This window comes from Aeromicrobium sp. UBA7512, assembly GCF_002476985.1.
GTDB classification, from domain to species: Bacteria; Actinomycetota; Actinomycetes; order Propionibacteriales; family Nocardioidaceae; genus Aeromicrobium; species Aeromicrobium phoceense.
The window spans coordinates 240,839-255,859 of the sequence record NZ_DLNK01000007.1 but is presented as its reverse complement, the minus strand read 5'-3'; the positions used below and the strand labels follow the sequence as shown (position 1 = coordinate 255,859).

Below are 15,021 nucleotides of genomic sequence, written 5' to 3'. Positions count from 1 at the left end.
TCGCGAACCTCGCGAAGTGACAGGAAACCTCCGTCAGTGGGTGCGGGTCAGCCGATGACCTTCACCTTGATGACGTGCAGCTTGCCGTGCTGCGTGTAGCCGAGGTTCCACGAGCGGGTGGCGCTCGTCGTCATCGACATCGTCACGCCGAGGGCCCACGTGTTCTTGCCGGCCTTCTTGAACGGGACCGAGCCGCGGTGCGGCTTGCCCGGCGCGGGGGTGGCGTAGACGTACTTCGCCTTGGATCCGCGGACGCGAATCGTGTAGGTCTCGCCGTGACGGACCTGGAAGACGCCGTTCTTCCGCTTGGCGCCCTGGATCGTGTAGGCGGCGAGGCGGTACGAGACCCGCTTGCTGCGGACGTTGCCGGCGACGTCAGTGGCCTTCGCGGTCACGACGACCTTGCTGCCGCGACGCTGCGTGGTGACCTTGCACGTCTTCACGCCCGAGAGCGAGTCCTTGGCCGAGCACTTCGGCGTGGGGGCGTCGAAGTAGCTGTGACCGGGCTTGACGCCCTTGACGCCGACGCTCGGGGCGCTGCGATCGAGCTTGACCGAGGCGGTGACGGTGGCGACGCCGCCGTCGGCGGTGTGGATGGTGCGGGACACCCGGCTGGCGCCCTGGCGGGACACCGTGACGGGCTTCGGGCAGGCGGTGGCCAGCTCGGCGCCCTTGGCGTCGCAGGTGAACGAGACCGTGACCGGCGTGCGGTACCAGCCGCCGCGCGACTTCTGGGCCGAGCTCACGCGGCTCGTGATGGTCGGGTTCGAGCGCGAGGTCGACGCGGAGGAGGCGTTGAAGTCCGTGCTGCCGGTGTACTCGGCCGAGACGCCGTGCGCCGTGTCGGTCGGCACGGTGAAGTCGAGCTTCGCGATGCCGTCCGCGAGGGCGGCGGTGCCGACCTTCGTGCCGTCGACGCGGAACGTGACGTCACCGGTGGGGGTGCCGGCGCCCGGCGCGACCGGGGCGACGGTGGCCGAGAGCTCGGTGGGCTTCACCGAGACCTTCGTGGTGGTGTTCGCGGCCGTGACGGTCAGCGAGGCGCTGCTCGTGGAGCCGAGGTGGTGGGCGCTCGCGGGGACGTAGGTCGCGGTGACCTGGTGCGAGCCGACGCCCGCGCCGAGCTCGGGGCTGGACGCGAGGCCGTCGGAGTCGATGGCGACCGGCGCTCCGACGTCGGTGCCGTCGACCGCGAACTGGACCGAGCCGCCCGCCGCGGCGACCGTGCCCGCGACGACGTCGACGGTGGCCCGTGCGGTGGTGGTCTGGCCGGTCACGACCGCGGCGTCAGCGAGGTCGAGTGCGACCGAGGTGGCGATCGCGCTGACGGCGATGTCCTGGCTCACCGTCGGGGCGGCCGAGTAGCCCGTGGCCGCGGCCTGGTTCGCGTCGATCGTGCAGGTGCCGACGGCGTCGAACGTCACCGTGGTGCCGTCGACCGAGCAGACGGCGGAGGTCGCCGACGAGAAGCTGACCGCGTTCTCGGACGCGCCGCCGGTCGCCGCGACCGTGTACGTCTGGCCCGGGTACGCGGGGCTCGGAGCGGCGGAGGTGAACGTGATGGCTTGCGCTTCATCGACCTGCACGAGACCGGAGCAGGCCTCACCGAGGCGCAAGGTGGCCTGGCGCGCCATCGAGAACTCGTTCGCCACGGCAGCGAAGTTGGGGGTGAGGGAGATGAAGTACTCGTGCCCGAACGTGTGGGCCGTCATGTCCAGGACGGTGAGGTCGTCGCGCACGTAGGCCGCGGAGAGATCCATCGTGGCCGGATCGACCGACCAGATCGCGCTCTGACGCCGCGCGACCGACGGTGAACCCGCGGCGAGGGGCTCCTGCATGCTGAGGAAGGTGTACTGCGGATCCGTCCCGGTCATCGGGTAGGCGGCCGCGGAGTCGTCCACGCCGAGCACGCTTCCGTCCCGACCCTCGATCGCCATCTGCTGCTGGGTCCCTGCCGAGACGGAGACGCGCAGTGCTCCGTCGGTGGACTGGCTGATCCCCGGGAGGTCGCCGTAGGCCTGGATCTGGGTGGACGCGCAGCCGATGATGGTGTCGCCGACGATCACCTGGACGCGTCCGGTGAACGTCTCGGGGGCCGCTTGGGCGCTGGCGGGCATGAGGGCCACAGCGGCAGCGAGGCCGACGGCCGCACTGGTCGCGACGGAGGTGACGCGTCGATACATGGAGATTCGCTCTCGAGTGGGGGTACGGAGCGCTCACCCCGCGTGTGCGACTCTAGGTTTTCCCGCTGGCCCCAGAAGGTTGTTTACGTATCAACCGTCACAAGTGACTACGCCCTCCAGTCCGGGGAGGAAGAAACCAACAGGCTTGACTGTAAGTGAGCGGTCGAGGATGCTGGGCCAGTGACCGAAAGCCCCACGAGGACCCCGCAGCCCGAGCGCACGCGGCTCATGCGCCAGCGGCTCCTCGAGGCCACGGTCGACTCGCTGGTGGAGGTCGGCTGGGCCGGCACGTCCACGACGGTCGTGAGTCAGCGCGCCGGGGTCAGTCGCGGTGCGCAGCTGCACCACTTCCCCAGCAAGCAGGACCTCGTCGTCGCGGCCGTGGAGTACATCGCCGAGCGCCGCCGCGAGGAGCTGGCGATCGACCCGGACGAGCTGCCCGAGAGCGGTCGCACCCGGGTGGTCCTGGGCCTGCTGTCCCACCTCGTCACCTCGCCGGCGTTCCTCGCTGCACTGGAGCTGTGGGTCGCGGCGCGGACCGACCCCGACCTGCTGGAGAAGGTCGCGCCGTTCGAGCGCCGGCTGGGCCGCGAGACGCACGCGCGCGCCGTGGAGCTGCTGGAGGTCGACGAGTCGCGCGGCCGCAACCGCCAGCTGGTCCAGGCCACGCTCGACCTCCTGCGCGGCCTCGGCCTGGCCGCCACCCTCACCGACGACTCCGCACGCCGGGCCTCGATCCTCGACGCCTGGGCCGACACCCTCGACCGAGAACTGGAACGATGAACAAACTCGACACTGTCCTGGACGACCTCGCCGCGGAATCGCTGCAGCTGGACGGGTGGGTCGCCGGCCTGACGCCCGACCAGTGGGGCACCGTCACCACCCCCGAGGGCTGGACCGTCGCCCACCAGGTGGCTCACCTGCACTGGACCGACGTCACCTCGACCTACGCGATCAACGACAAGGCTGCGTTCGACGCCCTGATCGTGGCGGCGCTGGAGGATCCCGAGGGCTACATCGACCAGGCCACCGACGAGCTGGCGGAGGAGCCGCCGGAGTCGCTGCTGCCGGCGTGGCGCCAGGGTCGCAGCGACCTCGTCGAGGCGCTGCAGTCGGTCCCCGACGGTAACAAGATCCCGTGGTTCGGACCGCCGATGAGTCCCGTCTCGATGGCCACCGCGCGGCTGATGGAGACGTGGGCCCACGGGCACGACGTCGCCGAGGCCCTCGGCATCGCGGTGCCGCGCACCGACCGCGCCAAGCACGTCTGCCACATCGGCGTGCGCACCTTCGCCTTCACGCACCAGATGCGCGGCGAGGAGCCGCCGGCCGTCGAGCCGCGCGTCGAGCTGACCGGGCCGTCGGGCGAGCTGTGGACGTGGGGCCCCGAGAACTCCGAGGAGCGCGTCACCGGCGACGGCTGGGACTTCGCCCTCCTGGCCACCCGGCGCCGCCACCGCTCCGACGTCGACGTCACCGCCACCGGCCCCGCCGCTGACCACTGGCTCGACATCGTCCAGGCCTTCGCCGGCCTCCCGGGCAACGACCCCCGGCCGCTGGCCGAGCGCTGAAGTTTCCCCCCATAGTCAGGGGAAGCCCCGCTCGTTTGGCGACCTCGTCAGGCGGAGGCCTTCTTGACCTTCTTCACGGCGGTGCGCACCACGGCCTCGAACTCCTGGGTTCCCGTGCCGCCGCCCAGCTGAAATGTCGCCAGCATGACCAAGGTTTGGTCGACCCGGACGATCGCCATCGGCAGGTCGATGGTCTGCCCCTCCGTGGTGGCGCGCATCGTCAGCGCCACCGTGTCGTCGCCCAGGTCAGGGAAGGTCAGGTCGGAGATCACGTAGTCGGTCCTCACGCCTCCGGCGCCGTCGATCATGGTGTAGAAGTCACAGCCCTTCAGCGCGCTCTTGAACGACTTCATCGACTTCACCGCGTCGTCACCGCCCTTCGAGCGGATCGTCTGGGTGAGGAAGGGGCCGTACTCGCTCTTGGAGAAGGTGACCTCGGCCTCGCCGGCTGTCAGGGTGCCGTCGGTGTTGGTCAGGCCGGCCGTGAACTCCTCGCACCCGGGGTCCTCCGAGGTCGTGCGCGAATCGTCCTCGCCGCCACCCTCGAAGTCGGAGTTGAAGCTCCAGCCGTCGGGAAGGTCGTTGACGGTGAGCAGCGCCTTCTGGATCTGGGCCTCCGTCAGCAGCTCGGAGGGCGCTTCCTCGACGACGGCTCCGTACTCGTCCGGGTCGACGCCCGGGCCCGAGGGTCCGCACCCCGCGAGGACCAGCGCGGACGAGACGACGAGGGCGAGGACAACGAACTTCACGTACGAGAGCCTAGGCAACCAGCGTCCGCTCGTTCGCGGATTGCGACGTTCCGCACGAAGGCCCGACCGATGGCCGGGCCCTCGTGCTTCTCTCGGTCAGCTCCGCGAGTACTTCACCCACGGCGTGAACTTGCCCTTGTACGGCAGGTGGTCGACACGGGCTGGCGTGAACGGCTTGTAGCCACTGGCGTCGATGTAGCCGGACTGGATGGTCCTCACGTTGACGCGCACGTGCTTCGGGTGGAAGAGGCAGCCCTTCTTGGGCTTGACGTGGACGACGACCAGGCCGTGCTCGAGGTCGTACCGCTCGCGCACGGTCTTGCCGCACGTTCCGGGGAACGGGTACGTCACCCAGCTCTTGCGGTGCTTCTTCGACCCCTTGAGCGCGCGGAAGCCGCCGTCGCCGGGGATGCCGACCTCGTCGGCGAACTCCGCGCCGGGCGACGAGGCGTTCGTGTCGAGCAGCAGACGGAACTCGCCGACGGGTGTCGACTCCGCCTCCCAGTCGACGGCCTTCATCCTCACGGTGATCCGCACGCCCTTGGCGTTGTTGACGACCTTGACCTTGTGGAGGTCGAGTGCGCTGGAGCCGCCGCCTGCGGGATCCGGTGTGGTGGCCTCGCGCGCCTGGGCGCCCGGCGCCGCGGCGAGCAGGCCAACCACCAGCCCGAGGGACAGCAGGAGTCCGCGGGCGCGACGGTTCCTCCCGGAGACGTGGTGGGTGTTCGTGGTCGTTCGATCCCTGGGCATGGGTCTCTCCATCTGTCGAGCCGCTGGTTCTCCAGTGGAGAGCGGCGGACGGTCGAATCCGTACCTGGGTCGCGTGACGACTTTCGCCGCCGAGCAGGACTGGCGAGATGCTCGGCGCGTTGGCAGAGTGCCGTCCATGACCACCCAGACCCGGCTCGAGGTCCTCGACCGCTATGTGGAGGGCTTCCGTCGTAGCGACCACGCGATGGTGCTCGGCTGCCTGACGGACGACGTGGTGTGGCACGTGCACGGCCTGCGCACCACGCGCGGCAGGGCTGAGTTCGACACCGAGATCGAGAACCCGGACTTCGAGGGCAGCCCGGAGCTGACCGTGAACCGGACGACCGAGGCGGGCGACGTCCTCGTGATCACCGGGACGGGAGCCGGCCGTCACCGGCAGGCCGGGCGGTTCTCCTTCGTCTTCTGTGACCTGTTCACGTTCCGCGGCGACCTCATCGCCGAGGTTGAGTCGTACGTCGTGCCGGTCGGCTGAGCATGGTCGACGTCCTCCCCGCGAGCGAAGCGGATTGGCTGCGGGCCGCTCCGTTCACCTACTCACCCGTGGGCGCGACGCCCGCGCCGCAGCCCGGCTTCCACCACTTCACGAGGCAGCGCACGCTGACTCGGCGGGACTTCGCCGGAGCCGTCGAGGACCTCCTCGCATGGCGCGTGCAGGAGCGGTCGGGGCTCCACGTGAGGGCGTCCGACGCCCGAGCGCAGCTCGGAACGGTCGTGCAGATGACCCTGGGCCTCGGCACGGTCGGCGTGAAGATCCCCTGCCGCGTGGTTCACGTCATCGAGGAGCCCGACCGGGCGGGCTTCGCCTATGGATCCCTGCCGGGACACCCGGAGTCGGGGGAGGAGTCCTTCGTCGTGGAGCGCCGCACGGACGGATCGCTGACCTTCACGATCGCTGCCTACTCACGGCCCGCCACCCGGCTGGCGCGGCTGGGCGGGCCCCTGACGACGCTGGTCCAGACCGCGATGACGCGCCGGTACCTCCGGGCCCTCGACCGGGTCTGAGCCCGGCGTCCCGCGGTCGGTAGCCTGCTGGCCATGGACCCAGTGAGCGACGCGATGGCCTCCTCCTCGAGGATGCGCACGCTCCTGGTGGACGACATCGGCGCGCCGATCGAGGGAACCATCGTCAGCGCGGCGACCGTGACCGTGGCCGGCGCGCACGCCGAGCACACCTCCGGAGTCTTCCTCGCGTGGGCGGTCGTGCTCGTCGTCTACTGGCTCACCCACGTCTACCTGCACGCGCTGCGCGACCAGCTCCGCCGCCAGGCCGACCCGCTGCACCGGCGCCTTGCCCGCCACGTCGGGCTCCAGGCCGGCGTCCTGCTCGGCGGCGTGCCGGTGATCGTCGCCTACCTGCTGGCCGTCGCCCTCGGTGCCTCAGACAGCACCGCGATCTACCTGTGCCTGATCTGGACGATCCTGCAGCTGGGCGTGGGAGTGCTGCTCGCCTCGCTGAGCGCGGGGCTGAGCGTTCGCCGCGCGTCGGTCGAGGCCTTCATGGCCGGCCTGCTGGGGTTGTTCCTGGTGGCCGCGAAGGCCCTGCTGCACTGAGCGCGGCTCAGGACGCCGGGACGAGCGCGGGCACCTTCCACGTGCCGTCGTGGATCTCGGGGCGCGGCCGGTAGAGCCGCACGAGGAAGTTCCAACCCTCCGGCGTGGGGATCGCGTTCGGCACGTCGGGTCCGAAGTCGCCGAAGCGCACGGTCACGGACCCGTCCTCGTTCGGGACGCCGACGATGTTGTTGATGCTGTAGGAGTCGCGGTCGTTCTGGGCGAAGAAGCCCTTCGCGTCGTAGACCGAGATCGACCAGAAGCCGTCGACGGGCACGTCGGCCATCGTGAGCTCGTACGGGCCGTCGCCGTCGGGCTGCACGCCCACGTAGGCCGCTTCGGAGGACGGCAGGCCACCCCAGCCGGCGGCCGTGCCGATGAGGTGTCGGACGGGGTCGACCTCGTCGGGCCGGCCGAACGTCCGATCGAAGCTGGAGAGCCCGGCGGCGAGCTTCAGGAGCGCGTCACGGGTGGCGTCGAAGCTGGCCTTGTCGTAGTCGTCGAGCGCGAAGGGCACCGCCGACCCGGACTCGATCGAGAGCGCGTCCTGGAGGCGGTTGACCTCGGCGACGTCATCGGGGTCCTGCGAGTCGACGAGGATCCGGATTGCGAGCGCCGCGTAGCGGCTCCCGACCTCGTTCTGGGTGAGCCGGTGCGGGCCGGCGGCGTGCAGCACGAGCGGGACGAAGTGACCCTCGTTCACGAGCATCGCCGACAGGTAGCGCTCGCCGCAGTCGGGCAGGGTGAGCACCACGTCCTGCGCGAGATCGACGACCGCGAAGCTGTAGAGCGTGTCGCGGTTGAGCCGCACCACGAGCTGGTTCTCGATGGGGGAGGGCTCCCGCACGTGCGAGAACACGTTGACCGCACCGGCCTCCGCCTGGAAGTCGTGGAACATGCGGGCGGTCTCGGCGCCGACGAAGTTGTCGGCGTTCACGTGGAGGGCCATGGTGGCTCCCGCGATCAGGCGCGGCGCGTGGAGAGCGCGCCCCAGGCGGCGGTGACGACGATGGCGCCGAGGAAGGAGCCGATCAGTCCGCTCGCGCGGAGCTCCAGGCCGTCGCCCGCGATGAGGCTGGCGACGAGTCCGCCGAGCAGCGAGCCGATGAGGCCGGCAGCGATCGCCAGGGTCCAGTTCACCGACTCCATGCGGCGGCCGAGCGCCATCTGGGCGAGGCCGCCGACGAGGATTCCGAACACGATGATCGCGAGGATGAGCATGGCGCAAGGCTAGGGCCTCCCCGGGGTCCAGGGACAGAGGGCCGTGTTCCGCGGTTCTCCGGCGCTCGACGGCTCGTCGTCGAGCCCTCGCGGACCTACGCTGAACGCATGTCCCACGCGCCGGTGGAAGCTCCTGGGCCGGTGCTGACGCGCTCGGCGCGGGTCGCGGGCGTCGTCTTCGGGGTGCTCGTCCTCGTGGCCGGTGGCGTGGCCGTGTTCCTCACCGACAACGAGCTCGGCTCCACCGCGCTGGTCGCGGCCGGCGTCGCGATCTGCGCGCTGTCGGTGTTCGGCAACCGGCTCGAGGCGATCGAGGCAGCAGGCGTCCGCTTCGAGCTGGAGCGCCGTGCGCGCAGCGTGCGCCAGCAGGCGGCCCGGGCCCGGGCGGCCGGCGACGCCGAGCAGGCGCAACAGCTCGAGCGCCGCGCGGAAGGACTCCTCGCAGCGGCCTCCCTGGTGGGGTCGCGCTACGAGCGCCTTCGGGAGACCGAGCCGTCCGGGTGGGACCGCACCTCCCGCATGGAGGGCATCCTCCGCGATGCCCGCGCCCTCGACACCGACGCGCTCTCGGCCGACGACGTGGCTCGGATCTTCGATGGCGGATCCGACGGCGACCGGATCGCCGCGCTCGCGCTCATCGAGGCCGACCCGCGGCTGGCGAGCGCCGACGTCCTGGCCGACGCGATCGGGGACAGTCGCTCGACCTTCGAGCAGTACCACGCGCTGGTCGCGACCGAGCGTGCGCTGACGCACCTGTCGTCGGCGGAGCGGACGCGCCTCGGCACCGCGGTGGAGACCCTGCTGGCGGGCCCGGTCGGAGAGCGGACCTCCGACCGCCGCACGGTCGCGCGGCGCATCCTCGAGGACCTCCACCCGGCTGACGACCGCTGAGGTCCGAGCGCATCCCGCGGAAAGGAGCGGCGCGGCCGTCCAGATCCGCGAGACTGCCGTCGCCAGCCACGCGCCTCGCGCGGTAGCGTCCAGCGAGCAGACGTGGCTGATCGACGAGGAGCAGAAGTGAAGATTCGTGGCGCCGTCCTGGAGACCATCGGGGCATCGAGCCCCTTCGAGCAGTCCCGGCCCCTGCGGGTGGCCGAGCTCGACCTGGCCGAGCCCGGGCCCACCGAGGTGCTCGTGCGGGTCGAGGCGGCGGGGGTGTGCCACTCCGACCTCTCGGTCGTCGACGGCAAGCGCCCGCGCCCCGTGCCGATGCTGCTCGGGCACGAGGCCGCCGGTCGGGTCGAGCAGGTCGGCGCCGAGGTCACCGACCTCGCCGTGGGACAGCGGGTCATCATGACGTTCCTCCCGCGCTGCGGCGAGTGCGCGGGCTGCGCCACCGATGGCATGGCGCCGTGCGTGCCGGGCTCGGTGGCCAACGGTGGCGGCGAGCTGCTCGCCGGTGGCAGCCGGCTCACCCGCGACGGCTCGCCCGTCACGCACCACCTCGGCGTCTCGGCGTTCGCCACCCACGCGGTCGTGGACCACCGCTCGCTCGTCCCCGTCGACGACGACGTGCCGCCGAACATGGCCGCCGTCCTCGGCTGCGCGGTCCTCACCGGCGGCGGCGCGATCATCAACGTCGCGAAGCCGACGCCGGGCCAGACCGTGGCCGTGGTCGGCCTCGGTGGTGTCGGTCTGGCGGCGGCGCTGACCGCGCTGTCGTACGAGGGTGTGCGCGTCGTCGGCATCGACCCGCTCGAGCACAAGCGCGCGGCCGCGCTGCAGGCCGGCGTGCACGAGGCGCTCACGCCAGCAGAGGCGGCCGAGTCGGGCTTCAAGGCCGACGCCGTGATCGAGGCCGTCGGCAGTGGCCGCGTCTTCGCCGCCGCGATCGCCCTCACTGCGCCGGGCGGCAAGACGATCACCGTGGGACTGCCCGCGCCCGACGACACGATCGAGCTGTCGCCGCTGGCCCTGGTGGCCGAGGGCAAGACGCTGGTCGGCAGCTACCTCGGCTCGGCCGTGCCGAAGCGCGACATCCCCGTGTTCGTCGAGCTGTGGCGTGCCGGCCGCCTGCAGCTGGAGCACCTCGTCAGCTCCACGATCGCGCTGGACGACATCAACCGCGCCATGGACGACCTGGCCGACGGGTCCGAGCTGCGCCAGATCATCGACTTCACGAAGGAGTGAGCGTGAGCGTCGCCGACTTCATCGAGTCCCTGCTCTCCGGCCACCCGGCCGACCTCTACCTCGACGGGCGCTGGACGCCGGCCTCGGGCGGGGCGACCTTCGCCGTTGAGGACCCCGCGACGGGCAAGGTCATCACCGAGGTCGCCGAGGGCACCGCCGCCGACGGCCAGGCAGCGCTCGCCGCGGCCGACGCGGCCCAGGAGTCGTGGGGCGCCACCTCGCCGCGCGAGCGGGCCGACCTGCTGCGCGGCGCGTTCGACCTCATCACCGCGCACGCCGACGACTTCGCCCGGCTGATCACCGCCGAGATGGGCAAGTCGCTGGCCGAGGCGCGCGGCGAGGTCACGTACGGCGCGGAGTTCCTGCGCTGGTTCTCCGAGGAGGCCGTGCGCATCGACGGCCGCTACGGCACGCTGCCGTCCGGCAAGCTCCAGATGATGGTCGACCGGCGTCCGGTCGGGCCGTCGCTGCTGATCACGCCGTGGAACTTCCCGCTGGCGATGGCCACCCGCAAGCTGGGTCCGGCCCTGGCCGCCGGCTGCACGTCGATCGTCAAGCCGGCCGAGCTGACGCCCCTGACCACCCTCGCCGTGGCGAAGGTGTTCGAGGAGGTCGGCGTGCCGGCCGGTGTGATCAACGTGCTCACCACCACCGATCCCGCGGGCACGACCGGACCACTGCTGTCCGACCCGCGCCTGCGCAAGCTCTCGTTCACCGGATCCACGCCCGTGGGCAAGGCGCTGCTGGCCCAGGCCGCCGAGGGCGTGCTGCGGTGCTCGATGGAGCTCGGCGGCAGCGCCCCGTTCATCGTGTTCGAGGACGCCGATCTCGACGCGGCCGTGGACGGCGCGATCGCCGCCAAGACCCGCAACATCGGCGAGGCCTGCACCGCGGCCAACCGCTTCCTCGTGCACCGTGAGGTGCACGACGAGTTCGTCACGCGCTTCGCCGCGCGCATGGGCGACCTGCGTGTGGGCGCCGGCGACGAGCCCGGAACCGACCTCGGACCGCTGATCGACGACCGCAGCCGCGAGCGCGTGCACGGACTGGTCTCCGACGCGGTCGAGCGCGGGGCGCGGGTCGTCGTGGGCGGCGAGCTGCCCGACGGCCCCGGTCACTTCTACCCCGCGACGGTCCTGTCGGGTGTGGATGCGCGGTCCCGCGTCGTCACCGAGGAGATCTTCGGCCCGGTCGCGCCCGTGCAGTCGTTCGCCGACGAGGACGAGGCCGTCGCGCTGGCGAACTCCACCGAGTACGGACTGGTCGGCTACGTCTACGCGAAGGATCTCGACCGCGTCGTGCGGATCGCGCCGCGGCTGCAGTTCGGGATGCTCGGCGTCAACGCGGGCGTCGTGTCGGACCCCGCCGCCCCGTTCGGTGGCGTGAAGCACTCCGGGCTCGGCCGCGAGGGTGGCCGCGAGGGCATCGACGAGTACCTCGAGTACCAGTACGTGGGCATCGCCCGCTGACTCAGGAGAGGGCGACCGTGCCCGACAGCACGGCCAGGACGACGCAGGTCGGCGCCATCACCAGGCGCTCCGGCCGGCTGCGCGACGCGAGGTTCATGGCGATGCCCAGGGTGAAGTAGCCCGTCACTACCCAGGCCGCGATCTCGACGGTGCGGTCGGAGACGCCGAGCGAGATCAACCCCGCCCGCGCCAGCAGGATCGCGCCGATCACGACGTAGATCGCGACCGAGAGCGCGCTGCCCACGCGCAGTGAGGTCGGCAGCACGGTGTGCTGGCCGCCCCACGCGAACCGGCCCCACGGCACCCCGAGGGCGAGCGCGACTTGGAAGGCGGCCAGGGCTGCGAGCAAGAGGCAGGCCGCGAGCGCGGCGGTGGTCACCATGTCGCGAGCCTAGAGGTGGCCGGGGGACGGCGGCTGCGACGACTCCTCGATGAACTTACAATCAGGCTTGACTGTTTCTATGTGAGGCACGACACTGGTCACGTGCGTACCCTTCGTGTCGGCAACTGCTCGGGCTTCTACGGCGACCGCCTCTCCGCGATGCGCGAGATGCTCGAAGGCGGCGAGCTCGACTACCTGACCGGCGACTACCTCGCCGAGCTGACGATGCTGATCCTTGGCCGCGACCGGATGAAGAGCGCCGACCTGGGCTACGCGAAGACCTTCCTCATGCAGGTCACCGAGAACCTCGCGCTGGCGAAGGAGCGCGGCGTGAGGATCGTGGCGAACGCCGGCGGCCTCAACCCCGCCGGGCTCGCCGCCGCGATCCGCGAGGTGGCCGCCGAACAGGGCGTCGAGGTGTCCGTCGCGCACGTCGAGGGTGACGATCTCGTCGCCCGGGCGGCCGAGCTCGGCTTCGGCGACGCGCTCACCGCCAACGCCTACCTCGGAGCGTTCGGCATCGCCGAGGCGCTGCGGGCCGGCGCGGACATCGTGGTCACCGGCCGCGTCACCGACGCCTCCGTCGTGGTCGGGCCGGCGATCGCCGAGTTCGGATGGGACCGCGAGGACTTCGACCGGCTCGCCGGTGCGGTGGTCGCCGGCCACGTCATCGAGTGCGGCGCGCAGGCCACCGGCGGCAACTTCAGCGGCTTCCGCGACATCGACACCTCGCGACCCCTCGGCTTCCCGATCGCCGAGATCGCCGAGGACGGCGGGGTCGTGATCACCAAGCACGAGGGCACCGGCGGCGCGGTCACCGTGGACACCGTCACGGCCCAGCTGGTCTACGAGATCCAGGACCAGCGGTACCTCAACCCCGACGTCGTCGTCGACCTGACCAGCATCGACCTCGCGTCCGACGGCGACGACCGGGTGCGGATCGCGGGCGTCCGCGGCACCGCGCCGCCGGCCACCACGAAGGTCTGCCTCAACGCGTTCGGCGGGTTCCGCAACAGCGTCGAGTTCGTGCTGACGGGCCTCGACATCGAGGACAAGGCCGCGTGGGTGCGGGCACAGATCGAGTCCGCACTCGCGTCGAGCCCGCCGGCCGAGATCGTGTGGGACCTCGCCCGCACCGACAAGGCAGACCCCGCCACGCAGCCCGAGGCCGCGGCGATCCTGCGCTGCCACGTGAAGGACGCCGACCAGAACGCGGTGGGCCGCGCGTTCAGCGGCGCCGCCGTCGAGGTCGCCCTCGCGTCGTACCCCGGCTTCACGATGACCGCCCCTCCCGGCCGCGGCGCCCCCTACGGCATCTACCGCGCCGCCTACGTTCCGCAGGCCGAGGTGCCCCACGTCGTGGTCCACGCGGACGGATCCCGGACCGAGGTCGCTCCGCCCGCCACCTTTTGTGACGGCGTTCGGCCCGTGGCTCCCTCAACGGGCGAAACGCGTCACAAAAGTTGGGCCGAAGGAGGTGAGTTCCGCGAGATCCCCCTCGGACGCCTCGTCCACGCGCGCTCGGGCGACAAGGGCGGCAACGCGAACGTCGGCGTGTGGATCCCGGCGGCGCACCCGCGACGGGACACGGCCTACGCGTGGCTCGAGAAGCTCCTCACCGAGGAGCGGATCCGCGAGCTGTTCCCCGAGGCGGCCGACCTGGAGATCGACGTCCACCCGCTGCCGAACCTGGCGGGCGTGAACGTGATCCTGCACGGACTGCTCGGCGAGGGCGTCGCCTCGTCCACCCGCTTCGACCCGCAGGCCAAGGCGCTCGGTGAGTGGCTGCGCGCCCGCGTCGTGCCCATCCCCGAGGAGCTGCTCGCATGAACGCCTGGAACACCCCCGAGCGCGACGCGCTCCGCACCGCGGTCGAGGACTTCACCCGCGCCGAGATCGCACCACACCTGCCGCAGTGGGAGGACGACGGCGAGCTCCCGCGCGAGCTCCACCGCCGCACCGCGAAGGCGGGGTTCCTCGCGATCGGCTTCCCGGAGGAGGTCGGAGGCGACGGCGGCGACATGGTCGATTCGGTCATCGCCACCGAGGCGATCATGGCCGCCGGCGGCTCGACCGGCCTGCAGGCCAGCCTGTTCACCCACTCGATCGCGACGCCGCACATCATCGACTCGGGCGACACCGACCTCATCGACCGGTACGTCCGGCCCACGCTGGCCGGCGAGATGATCGGCTCGCTCGGCGTCACCGAGCCCGGCGGCGGGTCGGACGTGGCGAACATCCGCAGCCGCGCCGTGCGCGATGGCGACCATTACGTCGTCAACGGCGCGAAGACCTTCATCACCAGTGGCGTCCGCGCCGACTTCGTGACGACCGCCGTCCGCACGGGCGGCGAGGGCCACGGCGGCATCAGCCTGCTCGTCATCGAGAAGGGCACGCCGGGCTTCACGGTGGGTCGCAGCCTGCGGAAGATGGGCTGGCACTGCTCCGACACCGCCGAGCTCTCCTTCGAGGACGTGCGCGTGCCGGCGGAGAACCTCGTCGGCGAGGAGAACGCCGGCTTCTACTACATCGCGCAGCAGTTCGTCGGCGAGCGCATCAACCTCGCCACCCAGGCCTACGCCACGGCGCAGCGCGCCCTCGACCTCGCCGTCGCCTACGCGAAGGAGCGCGAGACGTTCGGGAAGCCGCTCATCGCGCGCCAGGTGATCCGCCACAAGCTCGTGGAGATGCACTCGCGCACGGCCGCCGCACGGGCCCTCACCCGCCAGGTCGTCGAGCGCTCGCTCGACACCCCGAAGTCCGATCCCACGCTGATCCTCGACGCGGTCGTCGCGAAGAACGAGGCCGTCGCGTGCGTGGAGTTCGTCGTCCACGAGGCCGTGCAGATCTTCGGCGGCATGGGCTACATGCGCGAGTCCGAGATCGACCGCCACTACCGCGACGCCCGCATCCTCGGCATCGGCGGCGGCGCCACGGAGGTCATGAAGGACCTCGCCGCGAAGCTGCTGGGGTACTGACGTGACCCGCGCCCGG

General features: G+C 71.4%; 16 protein-coding genes. 10 read left to right on the top strand and 6 right to left on the bottom strand.

The window, feature by feature from the left end:
* Nucleotides 1-47: 47 nt before the first annotated feature.
* Nucleotides 48-2,183, bottom strand: a complete 2,136-nt coding sequence (locus B2363_RS12150; RefSeq protein WP_286930559.1) for an Ig-like domain-containing protein — start codon at nt 2,181-2,183, stop codon at nt 48-50.
* A gap of 180 nt (nt 2,184-2,363) precedes the next feature.
* Here B2363_RS12150 and B2363_RS12145 point away from each other — a divergent pair, with 180 nt between their 5' ends.
* Together B2363_RS12145 and B2363_RS12140 are read left to right on the top strand one after the other, a co-directional pair.
* The gene (locus B2363_RS12145) at nt 2,364-2,966 is read left to right on the top strand and encodes a TetR/AcrR family transcriptional regulator (protein WP_181753835.1); all 603 of its coding nucleotides are present in this window, start codon (nt 2,364-2,366) and stop codon (nt 2,964-2,966) included.
* Nucleotides 2,963-3,754 (top strand): TIGR03084 family metal-binding protein, encoded by a 792-nt coding sequence (locus tag B2363_RS12140; RefSeq protein ID WP_286930558.1) that lies wholly within the window; start codon nt 2,963-2,965, stop codon nt 3,752-3,754. The genes B2363_RS12145 and B2363_RS12140 overlap by 4 nt, the downstream gene beginning before the upstream one ends.
* A 47-nt stretch (nt 3,755-3,801) precedes the next feature.
* On the opposite strand, the gene B2363_RS12135 is transcribed toward B2363_RS12140, so the two are convergent.
* Nucleotides 3,802-4,503 carry a hypothetical protein gene (locus B2363_RS12135; protein WP_286930557.1) on the bottom strand — a complete coding sequence of 234 codons (702 nt, stop codon included), beginning with the start codon at nt 4,501-4,503 and terminating at the stop codon, nt 3,802-3,804.
* Between the two features lie 96 nt (nt 4,504-4,599).
* Nucleotides 4,600-5,253, bottom strand: a complete 654-nt coding sequence (locus B2363_RS12130) for a hypothetical protein (RefSeq protein ID WP_286930556.1) — start codon at nt 5,251-5,253, stop codon at nt 4,600-4,602.
* Nucleotides 5,254-5,389: 136 nt separating this feature from the next.
* On the opposite strand from B2363_RS12130, the gene B2363_RS12125 reads away from it, so the two are divergent.
* From B2363_RS12125 to B2363_RS12115, 3 genes are read left to right on the top strand one after another with little or no spacing between them, the layout of a single operon-like run.
* Nucleotides 5,390-5,746 carry a nuclear transport factor 2 family protein gene (locus B2363_RS12125; protein WP_286930555.1) on the top strand — a complete coding sequence of 119 codons (357 nt, stop codon included), beginning with the start codon at nt 5,390-5,392 and terminating at the stop codon, nt 5,744-5,746.
* Between the two features lie 2 nt (nt 5,747-5,748).
* Nucleotides 5,749-6,276 (top strand): DUF1990 family protein, encoded by a 528-nt coding sequence (locus B2363_RS12120; protein ID WP_286930553.1) that lies wholly within the window; start codon nt 5,749-5,751, stop codon nt 6,274-6,276.
* 33 nt (nt 6,277-6,309) lie between these two features.
* Nucleotides 6,310-6,825, top strand: coding sequence for a hypothetical protein (locus B2363_RS12115; protein WP_286930552.1), 516 nt, complete (start codon nt 6,310-6,312; stop codon nt 6,823-6,825).
* A 7-nt stretch (nt 6,826-6,832) separates the two neighbouring features.
* Here the strand turns inward: B2363_RS12115 and B2363_RS12110 are convergent, their stop codons facing one another.
* Both B2363_RS12110 and B2363_RS12105 read right to left on the bottom strand, forming a co-directional pair.
* Nucleotides 6,833-7,774 carry a DUF1214 domain-containing protein gene (locus B2363_RS12110; protein WP_286930551.1) on the bottom strand — a complete coding sequence of 314 codons (942 nt, stop codon included), beginning with the start codon at nt 7,772-7,774 and terminating at the stop codon, nt 6,833-6,835.
* A gap of 14 nt (nt 7,775-7,788) precedes the next feature.
* A complete protein-coding gene (locus tag B2363_RS12105; RefSeq protein ID WP_181753849.1) occupies nt 7,789-8,046 on the bottom strand; it encodes a GlsB/YeaQ/YmgE family stress response membrane protein in 258 nt (85 codons plus the stop codon).
* Between the two features lie 108 nt (nt 8,047-8,154).
* On the opposite strand from B2363_RS12105, the gene B2363_RS12100 reads away from it, so the two are divergent.
* From B2363_RS12100 to B2363_RS12090, 3 genes are all read left to right on the top strand, one after another.
* A complete protein-coding gene (locus tag B2363_RS12100) occupies nt 8,155-8,937 on the top strand; it encodes a hypothetical protein (protein WP_286930550.1) in 783 nt (260 codons plus the stop codon).
* A gap of 126 nt (nt 8,938-9,063) precedes the next feature.
* Nucleotides 9,064-10,176, top strand: coding sequence for an alcohol dehydrogenase catalytic domain-containing protein (locus B2363_RS12095; protein ID WP_181753856.1), 1,113 nt, complete (start codon nt 9,064-9,066; stop codon nt 10,174-10,176).
* A 2-nt stretch (nt 10,177-10,178) separates the two neighbouring features.
* The gene (locus B2363_RS12090) at nt 10,179-11,645 is read left to right on the top strand and encodes an NAD-dependent succinate-semialdehyde dehydrogenase (RefSeq protein WP_286930548.1); all 1,467 of its coding nucleotides are present in this window, start codon (nt 10,179-10,181) and stop codon (nt 11,643-11,645) included.
* Between the two features lies 1 nt (nt 11,646).
* Here B2363_RS12090 and B2363_RS12085 read toward each other — a convergent pair whose 3' ends face one another.
* Nucleotides 11,647-12,027, bottom strand: a complete 381-nt coding sequence (locus tag B2363_RS12085; protein ID WP_286930545.1) for a hypothetical protein — start codon at nt 12,025-12,027, stop codon at nt 11,647-11,649.
* A gap of 102 nt (nt 12,028-12,129) precedes the next feature.
* Between B2363_RS12085 and B2363_RS12080 the strand changes: the two genes are divergently transcribed.
* Together B2363_RS12080 and B2363_RS12075 are read left to right on the top strand one after the other, a co-directional pair.
* A complete protein-coding gene (locus tag B2363_RS12080) occupies nt 12,130-13,857 on the top strand; it encodes an acyclic terpene utilization AtuA family protein (protein WP_286930543.1) in 1,728 nt (575 codons plus the stop codon).
* Nucleotides 13,854-15,005, top strand: coding sequence for an acyl-CoA dehydrogenase family protein (locus tag B2363_RS12075; RefSeq protein ID WP_286930541.1), 1,152 nt, complete (start codon nt 13,854-13,856; stop codon nt 15,003-15,005). Before B2363_RS12080 ends, B2363_RS12075 begins: the two co-directional genes overlap by 4 nt.
* Nucleotides 15,006-15,021 lie beyond the last annotated feature (16 nt).